Genomic DNA, 16,840 nt, shown 5'->3' with positions numbered 1-16,840 from the left:
GCCCCACCCTACGAACCTTGGCTTTCCATGTCCGACTCACCAAGATCATCCCGACGCATCGTGCTTGTGCGGCATGGCAACGTGGCCGAATGTTACCAGGGAGTCTGCTACGGCCGCAGCGATATCGAGTTGAGCCACGACGGCCAGCAGCAAAGCATCGCCCTGACCGAAGAATTGGCCGCCCTGCCCATCACGCATCTGTACCACAGCGGCCTCAAACGGGCAGCCGTGCTGGCCGAAATGATCGCCCTGCGGACGTCCCTCGTTGCTTCTCTGGCGCCCGCCTTGGCGGAAATCAATTTCGGAGAGTGGGAATTGCGACCCTGGCAAAGCGTGTTCGAAGAAGTGGGCGACGCAATGGCCCAGATCCTGCATGCGCCGGAAAGCTTTCGCCCGCCGGCGGGCGAGACGGTGTTTGAATTGCGCGATCGGGTGCTCGACTGGCATCGCCGCTTGCCGCGTGAGGGCTGCATGGTAGCCATCGCACACGGTGGACCGATCGCCGCCCTGCGCGGCGCGTTGGCAGGGATTCCCGTGTCGCAATGGCCGGGGCTGGTGCCGGCCACGGGACAGTGGATCGAACTCGACGAAACCACCGCTTTACAGGGACTTGAATCGTGAACGATGCCTTGACCAGCCGCACTCAATCGCAGCTCGGCCAGATTCTCTTGTGCCGCGGGTGCTGCTGCGGTCAGACGCAGCGCGGCATGCCTGACGTGCCGGTCGAACGGATCAAGGCCGTCTGGAAGGCGGAAAAGCTGAACCGTTCGATCCAGCTCACGGTTTCCGGTTGCTTGGGTCCGTGCGACCTGCCGAACGTGGTGCTGGTGCTGACGCCCAACGGGGCCGAGTGGTTCGCCAGCTTGTCGGGCGACGCCCTTTATGACACGTTCATCGACTGGGCGCGAGCGTGCCACTCGGAGGGCCGGCTTCTGCCTCTTCCAGCGGCACTGAACGATCATCGCCTGTCGCGGTTCCTCCCTGGCGGGTCGGCAGGATTGGGCGCAAGGTTTGCAGTGTAAAAGTGAATTCGGTCGGTGCTAGGGTTCCCGCCGAAGGGGCATGGGCTGGCAAGGTGAGGCAGAACATGATTCCTGCCGGCCAGGGCGGAAGCGGCAGCGCCGGGGGCCTGCCAATCAGAGGAGGTCAGAATCATGAGACGGCTTAGTATATTGGCGGCCATCGCTGCCGTGGCGATGTGGTGCGGTACGGCCTCGGCCGGGGAGAAGATCAAGCTGCCCACCGGGAAGAGCACAGCGCAGATAACCACCGCAGTGCAGCAGGGGACGGCCCCGATCACCAACGTCAACTGGGCAACCAGGGCCTGGCGACGCGGTTACTACGGCGGCTACTCGCCGTATTACTACTCCTACCGGCCGTATTACGGCTACGGCTACGGATACCCGTATGGCAGCTATTACACGCGCCCCTACTACGGTTACTCATACTATTCCCCGAGGTATTACGGTTGGGGACCCGGCTTCCGCGCCGGTTTCGGGCCGCTCGCCTTCGGAGGCTGGGGCGGCTGGTACTGGTAGTCGACGAGGAAAAGGCAGAGGGCAGAAGGAGGAAGGCAGAAAAAGTTTCTGCCTTCTGCCTTCATCCTTCTGCCTTGACTCCTACGGTGGGCCGGCGCTCGCAAGCTCGCTGGTCCCACCCTACTTGTGCCGTAGCGACGCCCGTCCTTAGCCCGCGCAGCCAGGGCCAAACCAGGTGCGCGTTTTCGGCGAACCAGCGGCTGCGAAAATAGTAGCTCACGAAGCACCGCGTATGCAACTCCGCCACCTGCTCGCTGGTCAGGTGCCGGTATTTCATGACGGGAGTGTAAACGCTGTATTTCGTAAAGTCGAAGTCGGCAATGTCTTGCCGTACCTGGTTGAAGAACTCGGTGCCCGGATAGGGCGTGACGACGTTGAAATTGGCAAACGTCGGCCCCACGGCCTTGGCGTATTTCAGCACCGACTCGATCGACTCGCGGGTGTCTTCGGGGAAGCCGATCATGAAGCCGGCCACCGTCCGCACGCCGAGTGCCCGGCAGAGGGCGACGAACTCGCGTTGCCGGTCGTCCTTGATCGGCGCCCGCTTGTAATTGCGGAGCGTCTCTTCGTTCGGGGTTTCGATGCCCACGGTAACGCTCGTCAGGCCCACTCGCTTCAGTTCCTTGACGACATCCACCTTCAGCAGATCGATCCGCCCTTCGATCGAAAACTGGATTTTGCGCGGCAGCCGGCCAATCAATTCCACCAGCCTGAAGACCCGTTTGCGGTCGAGTCCGAACAGCGGATCGCGGAACTTGAACGAGCGGAAGCCGTAACGGGTCATCCCCTCGCGAATCTCGTCAACGACTCGCTGAGGATCGCGGAACCGCGTCGAGTTCTCGACCACAATATACGGACAGTAATTACACGCGAACGTGCAGCCTCGGCTCTGCTGGATGAGCCCCGTGGGAAACTTCCAGAAATCGTAAGCAATGCGGAAGCGGTGCGGCTCGAACAGCGACCAGTCTGGGAACGGCAGCGCATCGAGGTCGCGCACCGAACCGACGTTGACCACCCCGCGCCCCGCGGCGAGCACCTCGTCGAGCTTCCAGAGAAGCCGCTCCACTTCGCCGCGGACCAGCGTCACATTGAGATCGGCAAACGCTTCGGGCAAAGCGTGCGCCAGAATGCCCGTCACGAGCACCTTGGCCTGGGGTGATTCCCGCAACACCGCTTGGATCGCTTGCCGTTCGAGCTCCAGGGTGATCAGCGACGGATGGAACACGTAAAGATCGGCGCCGGTCGGCGCGCGGTCTTCGCTGTATTCCACGTCATGGCCGAGCTGGCGAAAGATCGCGGCCAGATAGGCGAACGCCAAGGCCACCGGGCGTCGATCGCGTTTGAAAGCATGCCGCACCAGGCGGCCCCGCCAGCCGCCACGGACCGGAAATTGGCCGACGCCATAGCCACCGGCGAAGTCTTTCGCCACATCAAGTTTACGCGTGTCCCATAGAACGACCCGCATCGTAAGTCCCCCCCGAGACCGTGAAACGATTCTCCACGAAGTAGTCGAGATTCGACAATGCCGCGTCACGTCGGCGACATCGGCACCGCAACCGGGGCCGGCGTGCGGCTGTGCGGCACCGCTTTGCGTGCCGACAATTCTTTATCGCAGGCGTGCGCGCCAACTGTGGCGGACACCGACTGCGGATGATTGCCGGTCTGTCGTACCTCGGCAGCACGTCGTTCGACCGACAGGACGCGCCCGCCGCGGCCAAGCCGATAGCGGATACCGCGCCACTCGAGCCGGCTGCCGAAAACCGACGCCAGGATCGCCAGCCAATTGGCCAGCGTCACCAACGGCCCCGCCCAAATATCGAGCCACGCGACGCGCTGCATGAGCGGGCTTGCCTCGCGCACGTATAATCGGCCCAAAACCCACCGCTGATGACCGCGCACCAAGGTGCCGGCGTAATAGGCGGGGCAGACCGCGGCCGGAAGCCACGTCCAGGGCGCACCTTGCCAGAGGCCCACCGCCAGCAAAACCAATCCGCCCCAAAAAGTAACCAACGGCACCGTGCTGCCGGCCAGCGCCAGCAACCACCAGGCAAAGGCGTAGGACCGGGCAATGATGTATTGGCGGCGAATGAACTCCAGAGCCTGCCGCCATCCCACGGCAACCGGCGAAGTGACCATCGAGACCGGCTCGAACTCGACGCGCAGCCCCGCCCGGTGTATGACGCGCGTGGCGACCAGATCGTCGCTCAGCGTGCCGCCCCAGGCATCGCGGAGTCGCAGTCGATCGAACACGTCTCGACGGATGGCCCACGAGCCGCCCCAGATCACATGGTGGCCGCCCGGACCAAACCCCGACGCCACCGTGGTGTTGATGCTGTAAAGAAGGCACTGCGCCGCGCTGGCGGCCGTCGGAACGAACCAGCGATAACCGGTCACGGCCCCGATCCTTGCTTCGGGCAGCCGCGCGATGAGCCGCCGCAGCCAATCGGGGCGCGGGCGCGCGTCGGAATCGACGAAGGCCAGCACCTCCACATCGCCGGGCAATTTGGCGGTTGCCGCACGCAAGTTATGGACCTTTTGGCCGCAGTCGGTGGCGATGCCCGCCACCAACAGCCGAGCATCGACGGTTGGGTGTTTGGCCATCAAGCGCCGCAGGCAGCCGCAGACCGGATCGTCGGCGCTTTCGACGACGAAGGTCAGCGTGTAGTTTGCATACTCTTGCTCCAGCAGCGGCCACAGGTTGTCTTCCAGGCCCACGTCGAACCCTTTGCAGGGCGCGAACAGGGCAACCCGCGGCTCGTGCTCGAGGGGCCAGGCTTTGCGCAGCCGTGCCCGGCCAAAGCGAAAGTTTTCCCAGAGTCCCCAGGTGAGGAAACCGAACTGTAGGGCCGCCAGGGCGGCGGCAAACATCCAGGCGAGGAACCACGGCGCGTGCGTCATTGCTGGCTCGTTGAGTGTGGGCAGATCCGTTGCCTCTTGCCGGCAAAATAGCGTGGCACCTTAATCGCAGACCCGCGGCGGCGTCAATGCCAACAGGAGCCGGAGGATGGCCTTCCTAGGCCGTCCCAAGCCGAGGGTAACGGGCTGGGAAGCCCATCCTCCCAAGTTATCGAACCGAGACGGTCGCAGCTTAGGCCAATCTGCGGCGGTGGTGGCGAGACTGTCAGGCAGGCGGTCCACCTGTGACAAGCATGCACGCGGAACCTGTCATGCTGGTCTTGCCGTGGATGCCGACCGTTCGTAGACTTCCGCCCGGCAGCGTTCGCAAATCTTACCGCTACTTTCGCCAAAGCCGTTATGTCCGCTACGGTCGGAACCGATACCAACGCCGGCAGTCGCTCGAACGGCCGAGCCGGCGGGCACGCGGCCAAGTGCGACGCCGACGCCGAAAAACGGCAGTTTTACCTGAACATGCCTTCGCTGCCGATACCGCTCGACCGCGGCCGGATCGCGAAGGCCTGGCTGCCGGCCAACGCGGAGCTGCTCGACATTGGCTGTAGCGCCGGCTATCACGTGCGGCATCTGGCCCGCAAGGCCAAGCGGGTGGTGGCCATCGACGTCGACCGGATCGCCTTGGAAGTCGCTCGGCGTCGGGTGAAGAGCAGCCGCGTGACGTTCCTCGAATACGACGGGCACACGCTGCCGTTTGCGGATTCGAGCTTCGATTCCATCACGATGCTCGACGTGCTGGAGCACGTCCACGACCGCCCGACGTTGGTCGCCGAGATCGTCCGCGTCTTGCGGCCGGGCGGCACCTGGACGGTGACGGTGCCGTATCGCGGAGCGCTGCGTTGGCTCAGCCCCGAAAACATGGCGGCCGACTATCCTCGCCTGTTCCGCTTTCTGAGCGCGGTCTGTCCGGCGCAAGTCTGGGTCCGTTCGCACAATGCCAGCGCTCGGCGGCACCAGCATTTCTCGGTGGCCGACATGAAGCAGCTCGTCGACGGACGGATGGCGGCCGTGCGGCATTCACGGCGCGGCTCGTTGGCCTACGCGCTGGCTTACCTGGCGCTCTGCTTTCCGCCGCCTGTGGTCGCCCGTGCCTGGAGCACGGCCTGCTTCGCCGCGATGGCGGCCGACTATCAAATCGGCTACGGCCCGTTGGCCTACAACCTGGCGATGCAGTTCCGCAAGCCCGACGTGATGGCAGGCGAGGGAGCGCTCGAAGAGCAGCTCCGCCAGACCGGGGAAGGCGAGACCGAACGGCGTGCCGCCAGGGCGGCGTAGGTTGGGGATACTCAGCCAGGTTCTACGTCGCCGGGCAAGATGGGCTCGAACTCGCGTAGGAAGCCGATCGCTGAGAGTTTGTCGTTGAATTCTCCTCGAATGATTTGGCCGAAACGATGGCCGGGAGAGAGTGCCATTAGCCCTCAACCCACAAGCGGCCCTCTTGCAAAGGCACGCGATGTTTGCGGTTCTTCCATTTCACGTTGCGATCGCGAGTTTGTTCAAAGCGGTGAGGGCCGAAACCGGCCGCTTCCGCCAAGGCCCCCAGCCATGGTATGACCGGCACATAGACGCCGTACGGAGCCGAATCGCCTACCACAAAGCAAACATGCGAGTCACTTGTACACACGCGACGGAGTGACTGCCAGACGAGCGCCAAATCGCGAAAGTAGCAGGCGATCATGAGGTGATATGTCTTTTTGCCGCCCTTCGTCATGCGCACTTCAGCTAGTTTCCGGCAGACTGGCTCGATCTCGGCGCGGATGGGTGCAAGCTCGGCGGACGCCAATACCTCGTCAAGGTCGACAGCCTTTTCGGGCACATGTTGAGAACAAGACCGCACCAGATAACGCCTGACCTTGTCCTGCAGGTCGCCCCACCCGCTCACTTCACGCATGAACGACATCTCGAGCCGTGTGGCATCAGCGTAGTCGTAGTTGTTCGGGTACGGAGGTGAAGTCACGACAAGATTGGCCCAGCGATCGGGCACCGGCCCGCACGAGCGCGCATCGGCCTCTTCAAAGCAGGCACGGCTGCCAATGAGTGATTCGCCGACGAGCATGTCACTGTGGAATGTGCGCACGCACTGATCGAAGGCCGAAAAAGCGTCTTGTGGCGACCGCTTTTGTTTCTTGGGCAACACATACTGCCACTGTGCGGTGCCGGCTTTTGACGTGGGCCGCAGGATCGAGACCAGCGTCAGCCAGGCCAGCCTGGAAGCCGGCGATGCATCGAGCACTTCCGAATAGGCGCGCCGGAGGCAGTCAAGGTCGGCCAGTGTCGATTCGTCATAGCACTTGTAGATCAACGGAGGATAGCCGGAGACGTCCGGTTTCGTCTTTTTTGCGATCCGACGCATCTCGTGAGTCTTCTCGCGATAGGCGTCCGACGACGAACGCCAGTCAAGCTTTGCGCGTGCGATCTGGGCGACGAAGGGGTGCGCGTCGATGCCTCGGCACTCCACGCGCTGCATTTCCGCAGCCAAGAGTGTGGTAGCGGATCCGGCAAAGGGGTCGAAAACTCGCAAGGCCTTCCTGCCCTTGAACTCTCTGATCAACGCTGCGGCCCATTCTGCGGAAAAGCCGGCGCTGTAGCGAAACCAGCGATGCACCGGGAGCCGCATATTGCTGACGAACGTCGAGGCCGAGGCATCTGCTACGGCGGGTCCGGCAGTTTCAGGAAAAAGCAGCGATTGCGTCCGCCTCATTTCGCCATCACTCAGGCCTCAACGATTGAACACGCCCGGCGGCGACGTCCGCCAAGCCGGCCTCATTGCCGGCCACCACTTCCTCTCGATCCCGTCGCAACAGAGCCAATGCGTGGGCGATGACCGGGTCACGGTCTGGGAAGCGACCGCTCTCGACCTCTGGTCGGACAAATTGCTCAAGATCGGGCGAAATCGTTGACATGGCAAACAACCTCGTTTTTTAAGCTGACAACCGTATTGTTGAATGGCCTCTGGTCGGCGTCAACCGTTCCTCTACGCTTACCGGCGTGACTGAGCTCGCACGCCGACTCTGGGCTGCATGCCGGCATATTCGCCGGCCGCGTGACGGCGGCGAACGATCGTGCTGACGCGAAGGGCACGGGTGATCTCCGCGGTCAGGTCGGCCGCAAGCGGTTCGCGAAACTCGGTCTGGCCGGTCTGCTGCACCGCCACGAGCCGGCCGTCGATGAGGGCCAGCGCGCCGCGGGTCTTGGCCGTCACGCGAGGGCCGGAAGTGAGGATGCTCGCCAGGTTCAAGGGATCGGCGGCCGAAATCACCGTCCACTTCTGCGAGGGGCCGGCGTCGCGCAGGCGGCGGAGCTCCTCGACCGCGTCCGGCAGGGCATACTGTTCGCCCGCCACGCCCGACACAAACCGCCCGCCCCGCACCCGGCCTTGGGCCTCCCAGCGGCGATAGACGCCCGCCAGTTCGCCCCAGGCGGGAGCGGCGCCCTCGCGGGCCAACAGATCGCGAAACATCACGCCGTAGCGCCATAGCAAGAGCTTGGCCCAATGCTCGGCGCGCTGCGCGGGCTCGACGCGCGGCAACGAGCCGGGAAAGAGCGACCAGCGGCCGCCGCCCGGATAGGCCGCGGAGCCGTTGCGCGAGCGTCGGCCGCGCCGGCCTTGCTGGTGTTGTTCGCGCGTGACGAGCGAGCGAATCGCCGAGTAGCCGTCGGCGGTCACAAGGCCCAACGCGGCCAGCTCGCCCAACACTTCGTCGAGCTGCGTCGCCAACAGACCGGTGAGCGGCATCAAGTCGGCACGGAACAATGCCCCGCGCGACGAGAGTGTTTCGAGCACCTGCCGCGCATTGCCGCTGGCCAGTTCGATCGCCTCGGCCCGGTCGATCGGCAGCAGCCACTCCAAGTTGGTCCGCGAAACGATGGCAATCGGCACCGCACGGTGCAGCACGCGCGGACGCGGCTTGCGGTCGTCGCCGACGCGCGGTGGCTGCAAGCGGCCCCACGACACCTCGCCGCCCAGCGATAGCTCGTCGAGCCAGGCCGGGTCGTAGTCGAGCAGCCGGCCCGGCAGCAGATCGCGCTCCCACGCGCCGGCCGGAGTCTGAAAGCCCTGCAACTGACCGATCGCCTCGCGCAAGCCGAACCGGCTGCGCAGGTTCTTGTCGGCCAACACGTGCTGGTGCGCCAGCAGAAAGCGCCAGAAAACGGCCGGCTCGACCGGCTGCACTCGCTCGCGGGCACTCGTCAGAGTCAGGCGATGAATGCGGGCCAGCAACCGACGATCGCACCATTCATGGCCGTCGCCGTCGGGCGTAAAACGTCCGCGCAAGACCGCGCCTTCTCCTTCAAGCGCTTCCAACGCCGCGGCGATTCGTTCGATCGGCAGGCCCAAGCGTTTCGCGATTGTCTCGGCCGTCACCGGACCGCGGCAAGCGACCTGTCCCCGCACAAGCTCCACGGAAGCCGCCGCCGATTCGTGTTCGGTTCGCATAGCATCGGGCAGGTTCAATGCCGGATCCGGCACGGCATCGGGCAGAACGGCCTTCACAAGCGACCAGCGTTCGGCCGCGACCCAAAGTTCCAAGGTAGCTCCGACACTCCGTGGCGGAGAATGGCCGTTGCCCTCGGCAACGGCCGCGTTCGCGTCATGAAGTGCCGGGCTTGTTTGCTCCCCGTCAGGGAGTGCCGCGGCTGTATTTCGCACCGCACGTGTGGCACGTCCGGCGGCCACCAGTTCGTCGAACCAGTGCCGCCACGGCTCGCCGTCGGCCGCCGGCCAAGCGGCGTGCGAGAGCAGGCAGTCGTGCAATTCGTCGGCATCGCGCACCACGGGCCAGGCTTCGGCCTTCACTCGCTCGATCGCATCGGGATCGAGCCGGCCAAGATCGCTCCAATCGCCTTTTTCCAGCGTCCGCCGCGTGGCGACGGCACGTGCCCGACGTTCTTCCAGCGGAGCGTCGTCGAGGAACGCATAAGGATTGGCGTTGAGAATCTCGTGACTGAACGGCGAAGGCTCGTAAGTGTCTTTGGCGACAAGTTGCGTCCGGCCCGCCTCGATCTCGCCCAGCAGATCCAGCCAGCGGTCGAAATCCATCGCCTCGTGCAGGCAATCGTAAACCGTCTGATTGACCAGCGGATGATCGGGCACTTCGATGTCGCCGGTCACGTTTTCCTGACACGCCGTCTGGGCCGGAAAGACGGCCGTCAGCAGGTCATCGGCACGGAACCGCTGCAACGGCGGAGGCACCTTCTTGCCGCCTCGTTGCCGCAGCACGGCCAAAGCCCGCGTGGCGTTCCAACGCCAGCGGATGCGGAACATCGGCACCGCCAGCAGGGCCTGCACTAGCATCTGCTCGGCGTTTTGCTGATTGAGCATCTTGAACAATTGCTCAATGGCAAAACTGTGCTGGGGACCAAGCGAGAGGACGATGCCGTTGTCGTCGGCGCTGGCCTGCAACTCGAAATCGAAGCTGCGGCAAAAACGCTTTCGCAGGGCCAGGCCCCAGGCCCGGTTGATTCGGGCACCGTAGGGCGAATGGATGACCAACTGCATGCCGCCCGACTCGTCGAAGAACCGCTCGAAGACGATCTGGCGTTGCGTGGGCACCATTCCCACGGCCGTCAACTGGGCATCCACGTAGGCCGCGGCCTGCTCGGCGGCGTGCCGGCTGGCGCCGCAGGCGGCCTCCAGCCAGGCAACGGCGTCCTCCTTGGCGGAAACACCGTCTGCGTCCGCCGCCACTCTGTAGGGAACGCCCTCTGTGGCGTTCCGCGAGGCGGGGCTTGGGAGATCGTTCGGTTCGCCAGGAACGCCACGGAGGGCGTTCCCTACAGAGTCGTCGTAGGGTGGGGCAAGCGCTCCGTCGTAGGGTGGGACCAGCGAGCTGGCGAGCGCCGGCCCACCGTTGGCGACGTCGATTACGGTGGGCCGGCGCTCGCAAGCTCGCTGGTCCCACCCTACATCCTCACGCCTCCCGCTCGCCTCATTCGTGCCTGCCAGCCGCCGCGCCAACTCTTCGCGCAACGACGAAATCTCCGCCGACAACTCAATCGTGCGGCCCGGCGCCTCGCCCAGCCAGAAGGGAATCGTGGCCGGCGCGGCGTGTGCGTCTTCCACCACCACTTCACCGCTGCGAACGTATACGATCCGCCACGACGTATTGCCCAGCAGAAAAACGTCGCCGCGCAGGCTTTCGATGGCGAAGTCTTCGTTCACCGTGCCCACGAACGTTCGGTCTTCGGCGGTCACCACCCGATAGTCGGCCGTTTCGGGAATCGCCCCGCCGGAGGTGATCGCCGCCAGCCGCGCCGAGCGTCGGGCACGCAGGCGGCCGTGAACCCGGTCGCGGTGCAGGTAGGCCCCCTGCCGAGATCCGCGACCGATGCCTTCGCTCAACATCTCGACCACCGCGTCGAACTCTTGACGCGTCAGATCATGATAGGGCCATGCTCTCCGACATAACTCGAACAACTCGTTTTCGCCATATTCCTCGGCAGCCACCGTGGCCACGATCTGCTGGGCCAGAATATCGAGCGGGGCTCGTGGGATTTCGATCTGGTCGAGCCGTCGCTCGCGTACCGCGCGCACCAAGGCACAACACTCCATCAATTCGTCTCGCGTGAGCGGAAAGAGCCGGCCGCGAGGCGTGCCGCGGAGGGAGTGCCCGGCCCGTCCTACCCGTTGCAGAAAGGTGGCGATCGAGCGCGGCGAGCCGATCTGGCAGACCAGGTCGATATAGCCCACGTCGATGCCCAGTTCGAGCGAGGCCGTGGCGACGATGGCTTTGAGCTGCCCGGTTTGCAGCTTCTTTTCGGCCGCCAGTCGGGTTTCTTTGGCGAGACTGCCGTGATGACTGGCCACCGCTTCCTCGCCGAGCAGCTCGCGCAGGCGGAACGACACGCGCTCGGCCATGCGCCGCGTGTTGACGAACACCAGCGTGCTGCGGTGCGTGCCGACCAACTCGGCCAGCCGCCGGTAGATTTCATCCCAGGTTTCGTGCGAGCAGACGGCCGAAAGATCGCTCGGCGGCACCTCGATGCCCAGATCGAGCGAGCGTAGGTGCCCGGCGTCGATAATCTGACAGGCCGGTCGGCCGTCGCTCAATGCCGAGGCGGCTTCCACGTTCCGGGTGCCGACCAGGAAACGGGCAATCTCATCGATCGGGCGTTGCGTGGCCGAGAGGCCGATTCGCGTGGGCGGTTGCGGACAAAGGGCCGCCAATCGCTCCAGCGACAGTGCCAGATGCGAGCCGCGTTTGTCGCGGGCCAAGGCGTGGATTTCATCGACGATCACCGTCCGCACGCTGCGCAGCATCTCGCGACCTTTGGCCGATGTCAGCAACAGATACAGCGATTCGGGCGTGGTCACGACGATGTGTGGCGGACGCCGCACCATTGCCTGCCGGGCACTGGCCGGGGTATCACCCGTGCGCACCATGACCCGCAAGGGGGGCAGTTCGATTCCCGCCGCCCGCGCGCGGGCCATGATCTCGGCCAGCGGCACTTCCAGGTTGCGGTGGATATCATTCGACAGGGCCTTGAGCGGCGAGATGTAGACCACCTGGGTCTCGTCGGCCAGCGTCCCCTCGGCCGCCTGCCGCACCAAGCGGTCGATGCAGACCAGAAACGCGGCCAGCGTCTTGCCCGAACCGGTGGGGGCGGCGATGAGCGTATGTCGGCCGGCCACAATTTCCGGCCAGCCGAGCCGCTGGGCCTCGGTTGGCTCGCCAAAACGGCCGGCAAACCATTCGGCCGTGAGCGGGTGAAAGAGCGTCGACAGGAAGGTCATAAAGGCGTCGGGCGACAGGTGCGAAGGCGCTACATCTGAAGGATAGGGTCCGCGGGGTCGGATTCCAAGTGGGGAGAAGAAGGTTCAGGGTTCAGGGTTCAGGGTTCAGGGTTCAGGGTTCAGGGTTCAGGGTTCAGGGTTCAGGGTTCAGGGTTCAGAACCCTTCTGCCCTGTCAAACTTTACCGGATTTGCCCGGTGCGCGTGGGTCGGGTGGAATGGAAAAACTAGGGGAGCACGATTCTCCGATAGAAAGCATGCTACGAGGAAAAAACGGTCTTCACGGATTGCCGGCCCGTCGGTACGATTACCGACCCGACAGCCGGCAGGAAGCCGGTCCCTAATCAGCAACAGGAGGTTGCCCCGATGCGCGTGGTTCCGCTTGCGACCGAAGTTCGTCAACTCGTCAAGCAGACCTTCGAGGATCTCGGTATCGACGACGATCTGGTCGACGATGTGAACGAGACCATTCTGATCAACGAAGGCACGTACCGTGGCCGCTCGTACCAGACCGAGGGCTACTTTGCCATGTGGCTGGTCGACGCCGGGCTGGTGCAGTTCTACGACGACGACGGCAACATGGTCTGCACCCTCAATCTCTTCAACGAGACCGAGCCGCAGCGGATGGCCGCCTGAAGCGGATGACCTCTGGCCGCTGCTACTCGCTCACGCGCCACTCGGTGTGGAATGTTCCCTTCTCATCGACTCGTTCGTAGGTGTGGGCGCCAAAGCAGTCGCGCTGGGCCTGGATGAGGTTGGCGGGCAACCACTCGCTGTGGTAGCCGTCGAAGTAGCCCAGCGACACCATCATGCCCGGCGCGGCGATTCCCGCTTCGGCCGCCGCACAGCAGACGGCCCGCAAGTCGTCTTGGCGCTTCATCACCGCTTCGCCGAGCGACCGATCGAGCAGCAGATTCGACAGATCGGGCTTCGTCTTGAACGCGCGGCGGATGTCTTCGAGCAGCGCGGCGCGGATGATGCACCCTCCCCGCCAAATGCGGGCGACCGTTTCCGGGTCCAGGCCGTAGCCGTACGCCTCCGAGGCGCGGCGAAGCTGCGACATGCCCTGCGCGTAGGTCAGCACCATGCTGGCATAGAGCGCGCCGCGAAGCTGTTTCACGAACGTCGTGCGGTCTTTTGCCAGCTTCTGCGACGGACCGCGCAAAACCCGGCTGGCCGTCTGGCGTTCGCTCTTGATCGACGACAAGTCGCGCATGGAGACGGCGATGTCGATCGTGGGCGTCGGCACTTGCAGCGACATGGCGTCCTGCGAAGTCCACATGCCGGTCCCTTTTTGCTTGGCGGCGTCGAGGATGACGTCGACCAACCGCTTGCCGGTCTTGTCGTCGACCTGGCGGAAAATATTGGCCGTGATTTCGAGCAGGAACGAGCTCAACTCGCCGCGGTTCCATTCGTCGTAAACTTCGTGCAGCTCGTCGTCGCTGAGCCCCAGGCCGAGCTTCATCAGGGCATAGGTCTCGCTGATGAGCTGCATCAGGCCGTATTCGATGCCGTTGTGGACCATCTTCACATAGTGGCCGGCCGAGCCGGGACCGAGGTGCGCCACGCATGGCTCGCCGCCCACCTTGGCCGCGCAGGCCTCGAAAATCGGCCGCACGCGCTCATACGATTTCGGATCGCCGCCGGGCATCATGCTCGGTCCGTGCCGGGCGCCCTGCTCGCCGCCCGAAATCCCCACGCCGATGAACTGGAGGCCCTTGTCCGCCAGCGTCTTGGCCCGCAGGTCGGTGTCGGTGAAGTGCGAGTTGCCGCCGTCGATCAAAAAATCGCCCGCCGCCAGCCGCGGCAGCATATCGCGGATGACCGAATCGACGGGCTTGCCCGCCGGCACCAGCATCATCACCGCGCGGGGCTTCGTGAGCTTGGCCACCAGGTCGTCCGGGTTGGAAACGGCCTCGACCTTTTTGCCGGCGCCTTCCTGTTTCAGTGCCGCGACCTTGCTCTCATCACGGTCGTAGCCGACCACCGAGAAGCCGTGATCGGCCATATTCAGGACCAGATTGCGGCCCATGACCCCTAAACCCACCATCGCGATATCCATGTTTGCGCTCCTTGATTGTCACGCCTTTGCCATTGGTTCTGGGCCACCGCGATTGTAGCGGAAATCGGGCCAGAAGCATAAGTGCTGCCACCGCTTTCGACCGCGTCGAATTGCCGCCCAGAGCGCTCGATAGTATCCTGAAGAGAAGCGGCGTGGTGGACCTTCGAGCGCCGTCATTACGGCAAGCTAATGCTATTAGACCATTTCCATCCACCGATCAGCCAACGACGCAGTTGGGAAGGCTTTCACGGCCTGTGGGCCGCGGCGCTGGTCGAAAAGCTGAATCGCGACGTCCTCGGCGAGGAGTTCTTCGCGGATATGCAAGTGCATATCGGCAGCCAGGTCGAGGTCGATGTGGCGGCATTCGAAGAACGCGGGTCGGAAGCGGCGAACCGTGGCCGAACGACCGCGGCAGTGGCGCCCGTTTGGACGCCGCCGGCGACCAATCTCGTTCTGCCGGCCGTGTTCCCCGACGACATCGAGGTGCAGGTGTTCGCCACGGCCACCGGCGCCACGCTGGTCGGCGCCATTGAGTTGGTCAGCCCCGACAACAAGGACCGGCAGGAAACGCGGCGGGCCTTCGCGGCAAAGTGCGCGACCTACCTGACGCGCGGCGTCGGGCTGATCGTCGTCGACATCGTGACGAACCGACTGGCCAACCTGCACAATGAGCTGGTTGCCTTGCTCGGCCAGGCCGCGCCGTTCTTGCTCGACCCGGCCGTCACGACCTACGCGGCGGCCTATCGCCCGTCACGCCAAGCGGCTGGCGACCAGATCGAGATCTGGCCCCGGCCTCTTTCCTTGGGCGACGCCCTGCCCACGCTGCCACTGGGCCTGCGCAACGCCGGTGTCGTGCCCGTCGATCTGGACGAAACGTACAGCGAGGCCTGCCGGCGCAGCCGCTTGGAATGACGACGGTCCGCTCAGAAGGAAGGACCGGAGGTCCCCAGGTACCGAGGTTTGCTCGCGGTTAAAGGTCTCTTTGTTGGCCGCGTGGGGTATAATGCCAAAAAACAGCCCGCGGACGCGGCATCATGCCCGAACCCCTTTCTCCTGCCGATCTTGCTGCCCGCGTGCCGGAGGGCGCGACGGCTTCGCAGTGCGTCGAGATGTGGATCGATTTGATGAACGCCTGCGACGAGTTTTTGCTCTCCGCCTTGCGGCGCGAGGTCGGACCCGAGGGCGACGTGATGGCCGCCTATCGCCGCTGGTACTGGCAGCAGATGGATGAGCACGACCAGGCGATGTTTCGCATGCTCCAGCGGCTCGATGACGCATGGAAGGACGATGGTCGCTGACGTACTCTTGAACGCGCTGGGACATGTCTGGCGCACGCTCGACGCCGCGCGGATGACGATGGCCGTGATGGGCGGCATCGCGCTGGCCTCCTGGAAGTACGTCCGGGCCACGCGCGACGTCGACCTGCTGGTCGGCCTCGAAGGAAGGAGCGTCGATGAGTTGCTGGCGGAGCTTCGCGCGGCGGGCGTCCGGCCACGGCGGCAACCGGCCGTCACCAGCCTGGGCCGCTTGCGGCTGATCCAGTGCGTGTACGAGCCGCCCGACGCCTTTATGGATCTGCAAGTCGATTTGCTGCTGGCCGAATGCCCCTATCAGCTTCAGGCGCTCGCGCGGCGTGTGCCGCAGCAACTTGCGGGGTTAAACGTTCCGGTGTTTGTTCTGGCCTGCGAAGATCTGATTCTGCACAAGCTGCTGGCGGGACGAATCATCGACCGCGTCGATTGCGCGTCGCTGATCCGCCTGCAGCGCGAGAACCTCGATTGGGCCTATTTACGAAGCTGGGCCGACACGCTGTCCGTGGCGGACGGCTTGCGGGAGGCCTGGCACGAAACATTTCCGGGCGAGGAATTACCCGCGTAAGGGCGAGTACGGGACGCGCAAAAAGCGGCCGTCTGGCCTTGCCTGCCCGTGAGTAACGGTGAATTGATTGACGATTCTTGGCATAGTAGACTCATTGAAGACGATACCTTTACCTTTGGTGAGGCAAGCGGAACCATGACCATAGAACAGCTTCAAAGTCTGCATCGCGCGATTCCTTTCCGGCCATTCACGATTTACATGGCGGACGGCAGAAGAGTGCGTGTGCCGCATCCCGATTTTCTGTCGCGTTCTCCCAGTGGCCGGACGATTGTCGTTCAGCACGAGGACGACTCCTTCAGTATTCTCGATCTCCTGCTGGTGACCGAGCTGAAGGTCGAAAACGGCCGTGCCTCGCCCAAGCGCCTGCGAAGACGGCCTGCATAGCCCGGATGCGTCTCCGGGCGAGGAAACATGACCACTAGGCTCCAGTTCTCCATACACGGGATTCTCGCAATAACTTCGGCGGTTGCCCGCGTCTTCGCGGCCATCCATTACCATGGCGCATTGGCCGTCGCCGAGGGGGCGTTCATGGGCGGCGTAGACGGCGCTATCCTTGGTCTCGCAGGGGGAGTCTTGCAACAAGGCGTGGCGGAAGAAAACCGTAGCGGGAAATATGGCAAAAGAGGAGCGGCTGCCGGTTCAGCAGTTGGTGCCCCGTTCGTGCCGGTCGGTTCATTTCATCATGCGATGGCGATAACTGAGTGGGCTGCGATTACGGC

At 64.1% G+C, this 16,840-nt stretch carries 15 protein-coding genes; 9 read left to right on the top strand and 6 right to left on the bottom strand.

The window, feature by feature from the left end:
* The first annotated feature begins 60 nt into the window (after positions 1 to 60).
* The 3 genes from VNH11_09310 to VNH11_09300 all read left to right on the top strand — a co-directional run bounded on the left by VNH11_09310 (position 61) and on the right by VNH11_09300 (position 1,538).
* The gene (locus VNH11_09310) at positions 61 to 621 is read left to right on the top strand and encodes a histidine phosphatase family protein (protein ID HVA46559.1); all 561 of its coding nucleotides are present in this window, start codon (positions 61 to 63) and stop codon (positions 619 to 621) included.
* The gene (locus VNH11_09305; protein HVA46558.1) at positions 618 to 1,022 is read left to right on the top strand and encodes a (2Fe-2S) ferredoxin domain-containing protein; all 405 of its coding nucleotides are present in this window, start codon (positions 618 to 620) and stop codon (positions 1,020 to 1,022) included. The genes VNH11_09310 and VNH11_09305 overlap by 4 nt, the downstream gene beginning before the upstream one ends.
* Before the next feature lie 132 nt (positions 1,023 to 1,154).
* Positions 1,155 to 1,538 carry a hypothetical protein gene (locus VNH11_09300; GenBank protein HVA46557.1) on the top strand — a complete coding sequence of 128 codons (384 nt, stop codon included), beginning with the start codon at positions 1,155 to 1,157 and terminating at the stop codon, positions 1,536 to 1,538.
* Positions 1,539 to 1,599: 61 nt separating this feature from the next.
* Here the strand turns inward: VNH11_09300 and VNH11_09295 are convergent, their stop codons facing one another.
* Entirely contained in the window at positions 1,600 to 3,003 is a 1,404-nt protein-coding gene (locus VNH11_09295; GenBank protein ID HVA46556.1) for a B12-binding domain-containing radical SAM protein, read from the bottom strand.
* Between the two features lie 65 nt (positions 3,004 to 3,068).
* Positions 3,069 to 4,436 carry a glycosyltransferase gene (locus VNH11_09290; protein ID HVA46555.1) on the bottom strand — a complete coding sequence of 456 codons (1,368 nt, stop codon included), beginning with the start codon at positions 4,434 to 4,436 and terminating at the stop codon, positions 3,069 to 3,071.
* 357 nt (positions 4,437 to 4,793) lie between these two features.
* On the opposite strand from VNH11_09290, the gene VNH11_09285 reads away from it, so the two are divergent.
* Positions 4,794 to 5,723, top strand: a complete 930-nt coding sequence (locus VNH11_09285; protein HVA46554.1) for a class I SAM-dependent methyltransferase — start codon at positions 4,794 to 4,796, stop codon at positions 5,721 to 5,723.
* Between the two features lie 136 nt (positions 5,724 to 5,859).
* Here the strand turns inward: VNH11_09285 and VNH11_09280 are convergent, their stop codons facing one another.
* From VNH11_09280 to VNH11_09270, 3 genes are all read right to left on the bottom strand, one after another.
* Complete coding sequence (locus VNH11_09280; protein HVA46553.1) at positions 5,860 to 6,969, bottom strand: hypothetical protein; 1,110 nt, start codon at positions 6,967 to 6,969, stop codon at positions 5,860 to 5,862.
* A 187-nt stretch (positions 6,970 to 7,156) separates the two neighbouring features.
* Entirely contained in the window at positions 7,157 to 7,351 is a 195-nt protein-coding gene (locus VNH11_09275; protein ID HVA46552.1) for a hypothetical protein, read from the bottom strand.
* A gap of 77 nt (positions 7,352 to 7,428) precedes the next feature.
* Positions 7,429 to 12,183 carry a DEAD/DEAH box helicase gene (locus VNH11_09270; protein ID HVA46551.1) on the bottom strand — a complete coding sequence of 1,585 codons (4,755 nt, stop codon included), beginning with the start codon at positions 12,181 to 12,183 and terminating at the stop codon, positions 7,429 to 7,431.
* A 364-nt stretch (positions 12,184 to 12,547) separates the two neighbouring features.
* Between VNH11_09270 and VNH11_09265 the strand changes: the two genes are divergently transcribed.
* On the top strand, positions 12,548 to 12,817 hold the full coding sequence (locus tag VNH11_09265) for a hypothetical protein (protein ID HVA46550.1): 270 nt from the start codon (positions 12,548 to 12,550) through the stop codon (positions 12,815 to 12,817).
* A 22-nt stretch (positions 12,818 to 12,839) separates the two neighbouring features.
* Here VNH11_09265 and gndA read toward each other — a convergent pair whose 3' ends face one another.
* Positions 12,840 to 14,243 (bottom strand): NADP-dependent phosphogluconate dehydrogenase, encoded by a 1,404-nt coding sequence (gene gndA / locus VNH11_09260; GenBank protein HVA46549.1) that lies wholly within the window; start codon positions 14,241 to 14,243, stop codon positions 12,840 to 12,842.
* Positions 14,244 to 14,432: 189 nt separating this feature from the next.
* Between gndA and VNH11_09255 the strand changes: the two genes are divergently transcribed.
* The 4 genes from VNH11_09255 to VNH11_09240 all read left to right on the top strand — a co-directional run bounded on the left by VNH11_09255 (position 14,433) and on the right by VNH11_09240 (position 16,505).
* A complete protein-coding gene (locus VNH11_09255; GenBank protein HVA46548.1) occupies positions 14,433 to 15,155 on the top strand; it encodes a DUF4058 family protein in 723 nt (240 codons plus the stop codon).
* Positions 15,156 to 15,277: 122 nt separating this feature from the next.
* The gene (locus tag VNH11_09250) at positions 15,278 to 15,541 is read left to right on the top strand and encodes a hypothetical protein (GenBank protein ID HVA46547.1); all 264 of its coding nucleotides are present in this window, start codon (positions 15,278 to 15,280) and stop codon (positions 15,539 to 15,541) included.
* On the top strand, positions 15,531 to 16,121 hold the full coding sequence (locus VNH11_09245; protein ID HVA46546.1) for a hypothetical protein: 591 nt from the start codon (positions 15,531 to 15,533) through the stop codon (positions 16,119 to 16,121). Before VNH11_09250 ends, VNH11_09245 begins: the two co-directional genes overlap by 11 nt.
* A 63-nt stretch (positions 16,122 to 16,184) precedes the next feature.
* Positions 16,185 to 16,505, top strand: coding sequence for a hypothetical protein (locus VNH11_09240; GenBank protein ID HVA46545.1), 321 nt, complete (start codon positions 16,185 to 16,187; stop codon positions 16,503 to 16,505).
* Positions 16,506 to 16,840: the final 335 nt, after the last annotated feature.

The organism is Pirellulales bacterium (assembly GCA_035533075.1).
GTDB lineage: Bacteria > Planctomycetota > Planctomycetia > Pirellulales > JAICIG01 > DASSFG01.
The sequence above is the reverse complement of the archived record's forward strand: the minus strand, read 5'-3'. Positions and strand labels throughout refer to the sequence as shown.

Excerpts from the sequence above, each read along its gene's own strand:
- VNH11_09300 (HVA46557.1), top strand. The coding sequence starts at position 1,155 with ATGAGACGGCTTAGTATATTGGCGGCCATCGCTGCCGTGGCGATGTGG.
- VNH11_09295 (HVA46556.1), bottom strand. The coding sequence starts at position 3,003 with ATGCGGGTCGTTCTATGGGACACGCGTAAACTTGATGTGGCGAAAGAC.
- VNH11_09285 (HVA46554.1), top strand. The coding sequence starts at position 4,794 with ATGTCCGCTACGGTCGGAACCGATACCAACGCCGGCAGTCGCTCGAAC.
- VNH11_09250 (HVA46547.1), top strand. The coding sequence starts at position 15,278 with ATGCCCGAACCCCTTTCTCCTGCCGATCTTGCTGCCCGCGTGCCGGAG.
- VNH11_09265 (HVA46550.1), top strand. The coding sequence starts at position 12,548 with ATGCGCGTGGTTCCGCTTGCGACCGAAGTTCGTCAACTCGTCAAGCAG.
- VNH11_09255 (HVA46548.1), top strand. The coding sequence starts at position 14,433 with ATGCTATTAGACCATTTCCATCCACCGATCAGCCAACGACGCAGTTGG.
- VNH11_09275 (HVA46552.1), bottom strand. The coding sequence starts at position 7,351 with ATGTCAACGATTTCGCCCGATCTTGAGCAATTTGTCCGACCAGAGGTC.
- VNH11_09290 (HVA46555.1), bottom strand. The coding sequence starts at position 4,436 with ATGACGCACGCGCCGTGGTTCCTCGCCTGGATGTTTGCCGCCGCCCTG.
- VNH11_09270 (HVA46551.1), bottom strand. The coding sequence starts at position 12,183 with ATGACCTTCCTGTCGACGCTCTTTCACCCGCTCACGGCCGAATGGTTT.
- gndA (HVA46549.1), bottom strand. The coding sequence starts at position 14,243 with ATGGATATCGCGATGGTGGGTTTAGGGGTCATGGGCCGCAATCTGGTC.
- VNH11_09245 (HVA46546.1), top strand. The coding sequence starts at position 15,531 with ATGGTCGCTGACGTACTCTTGAACGCGCTGGGACATGTCTGGCGCACG.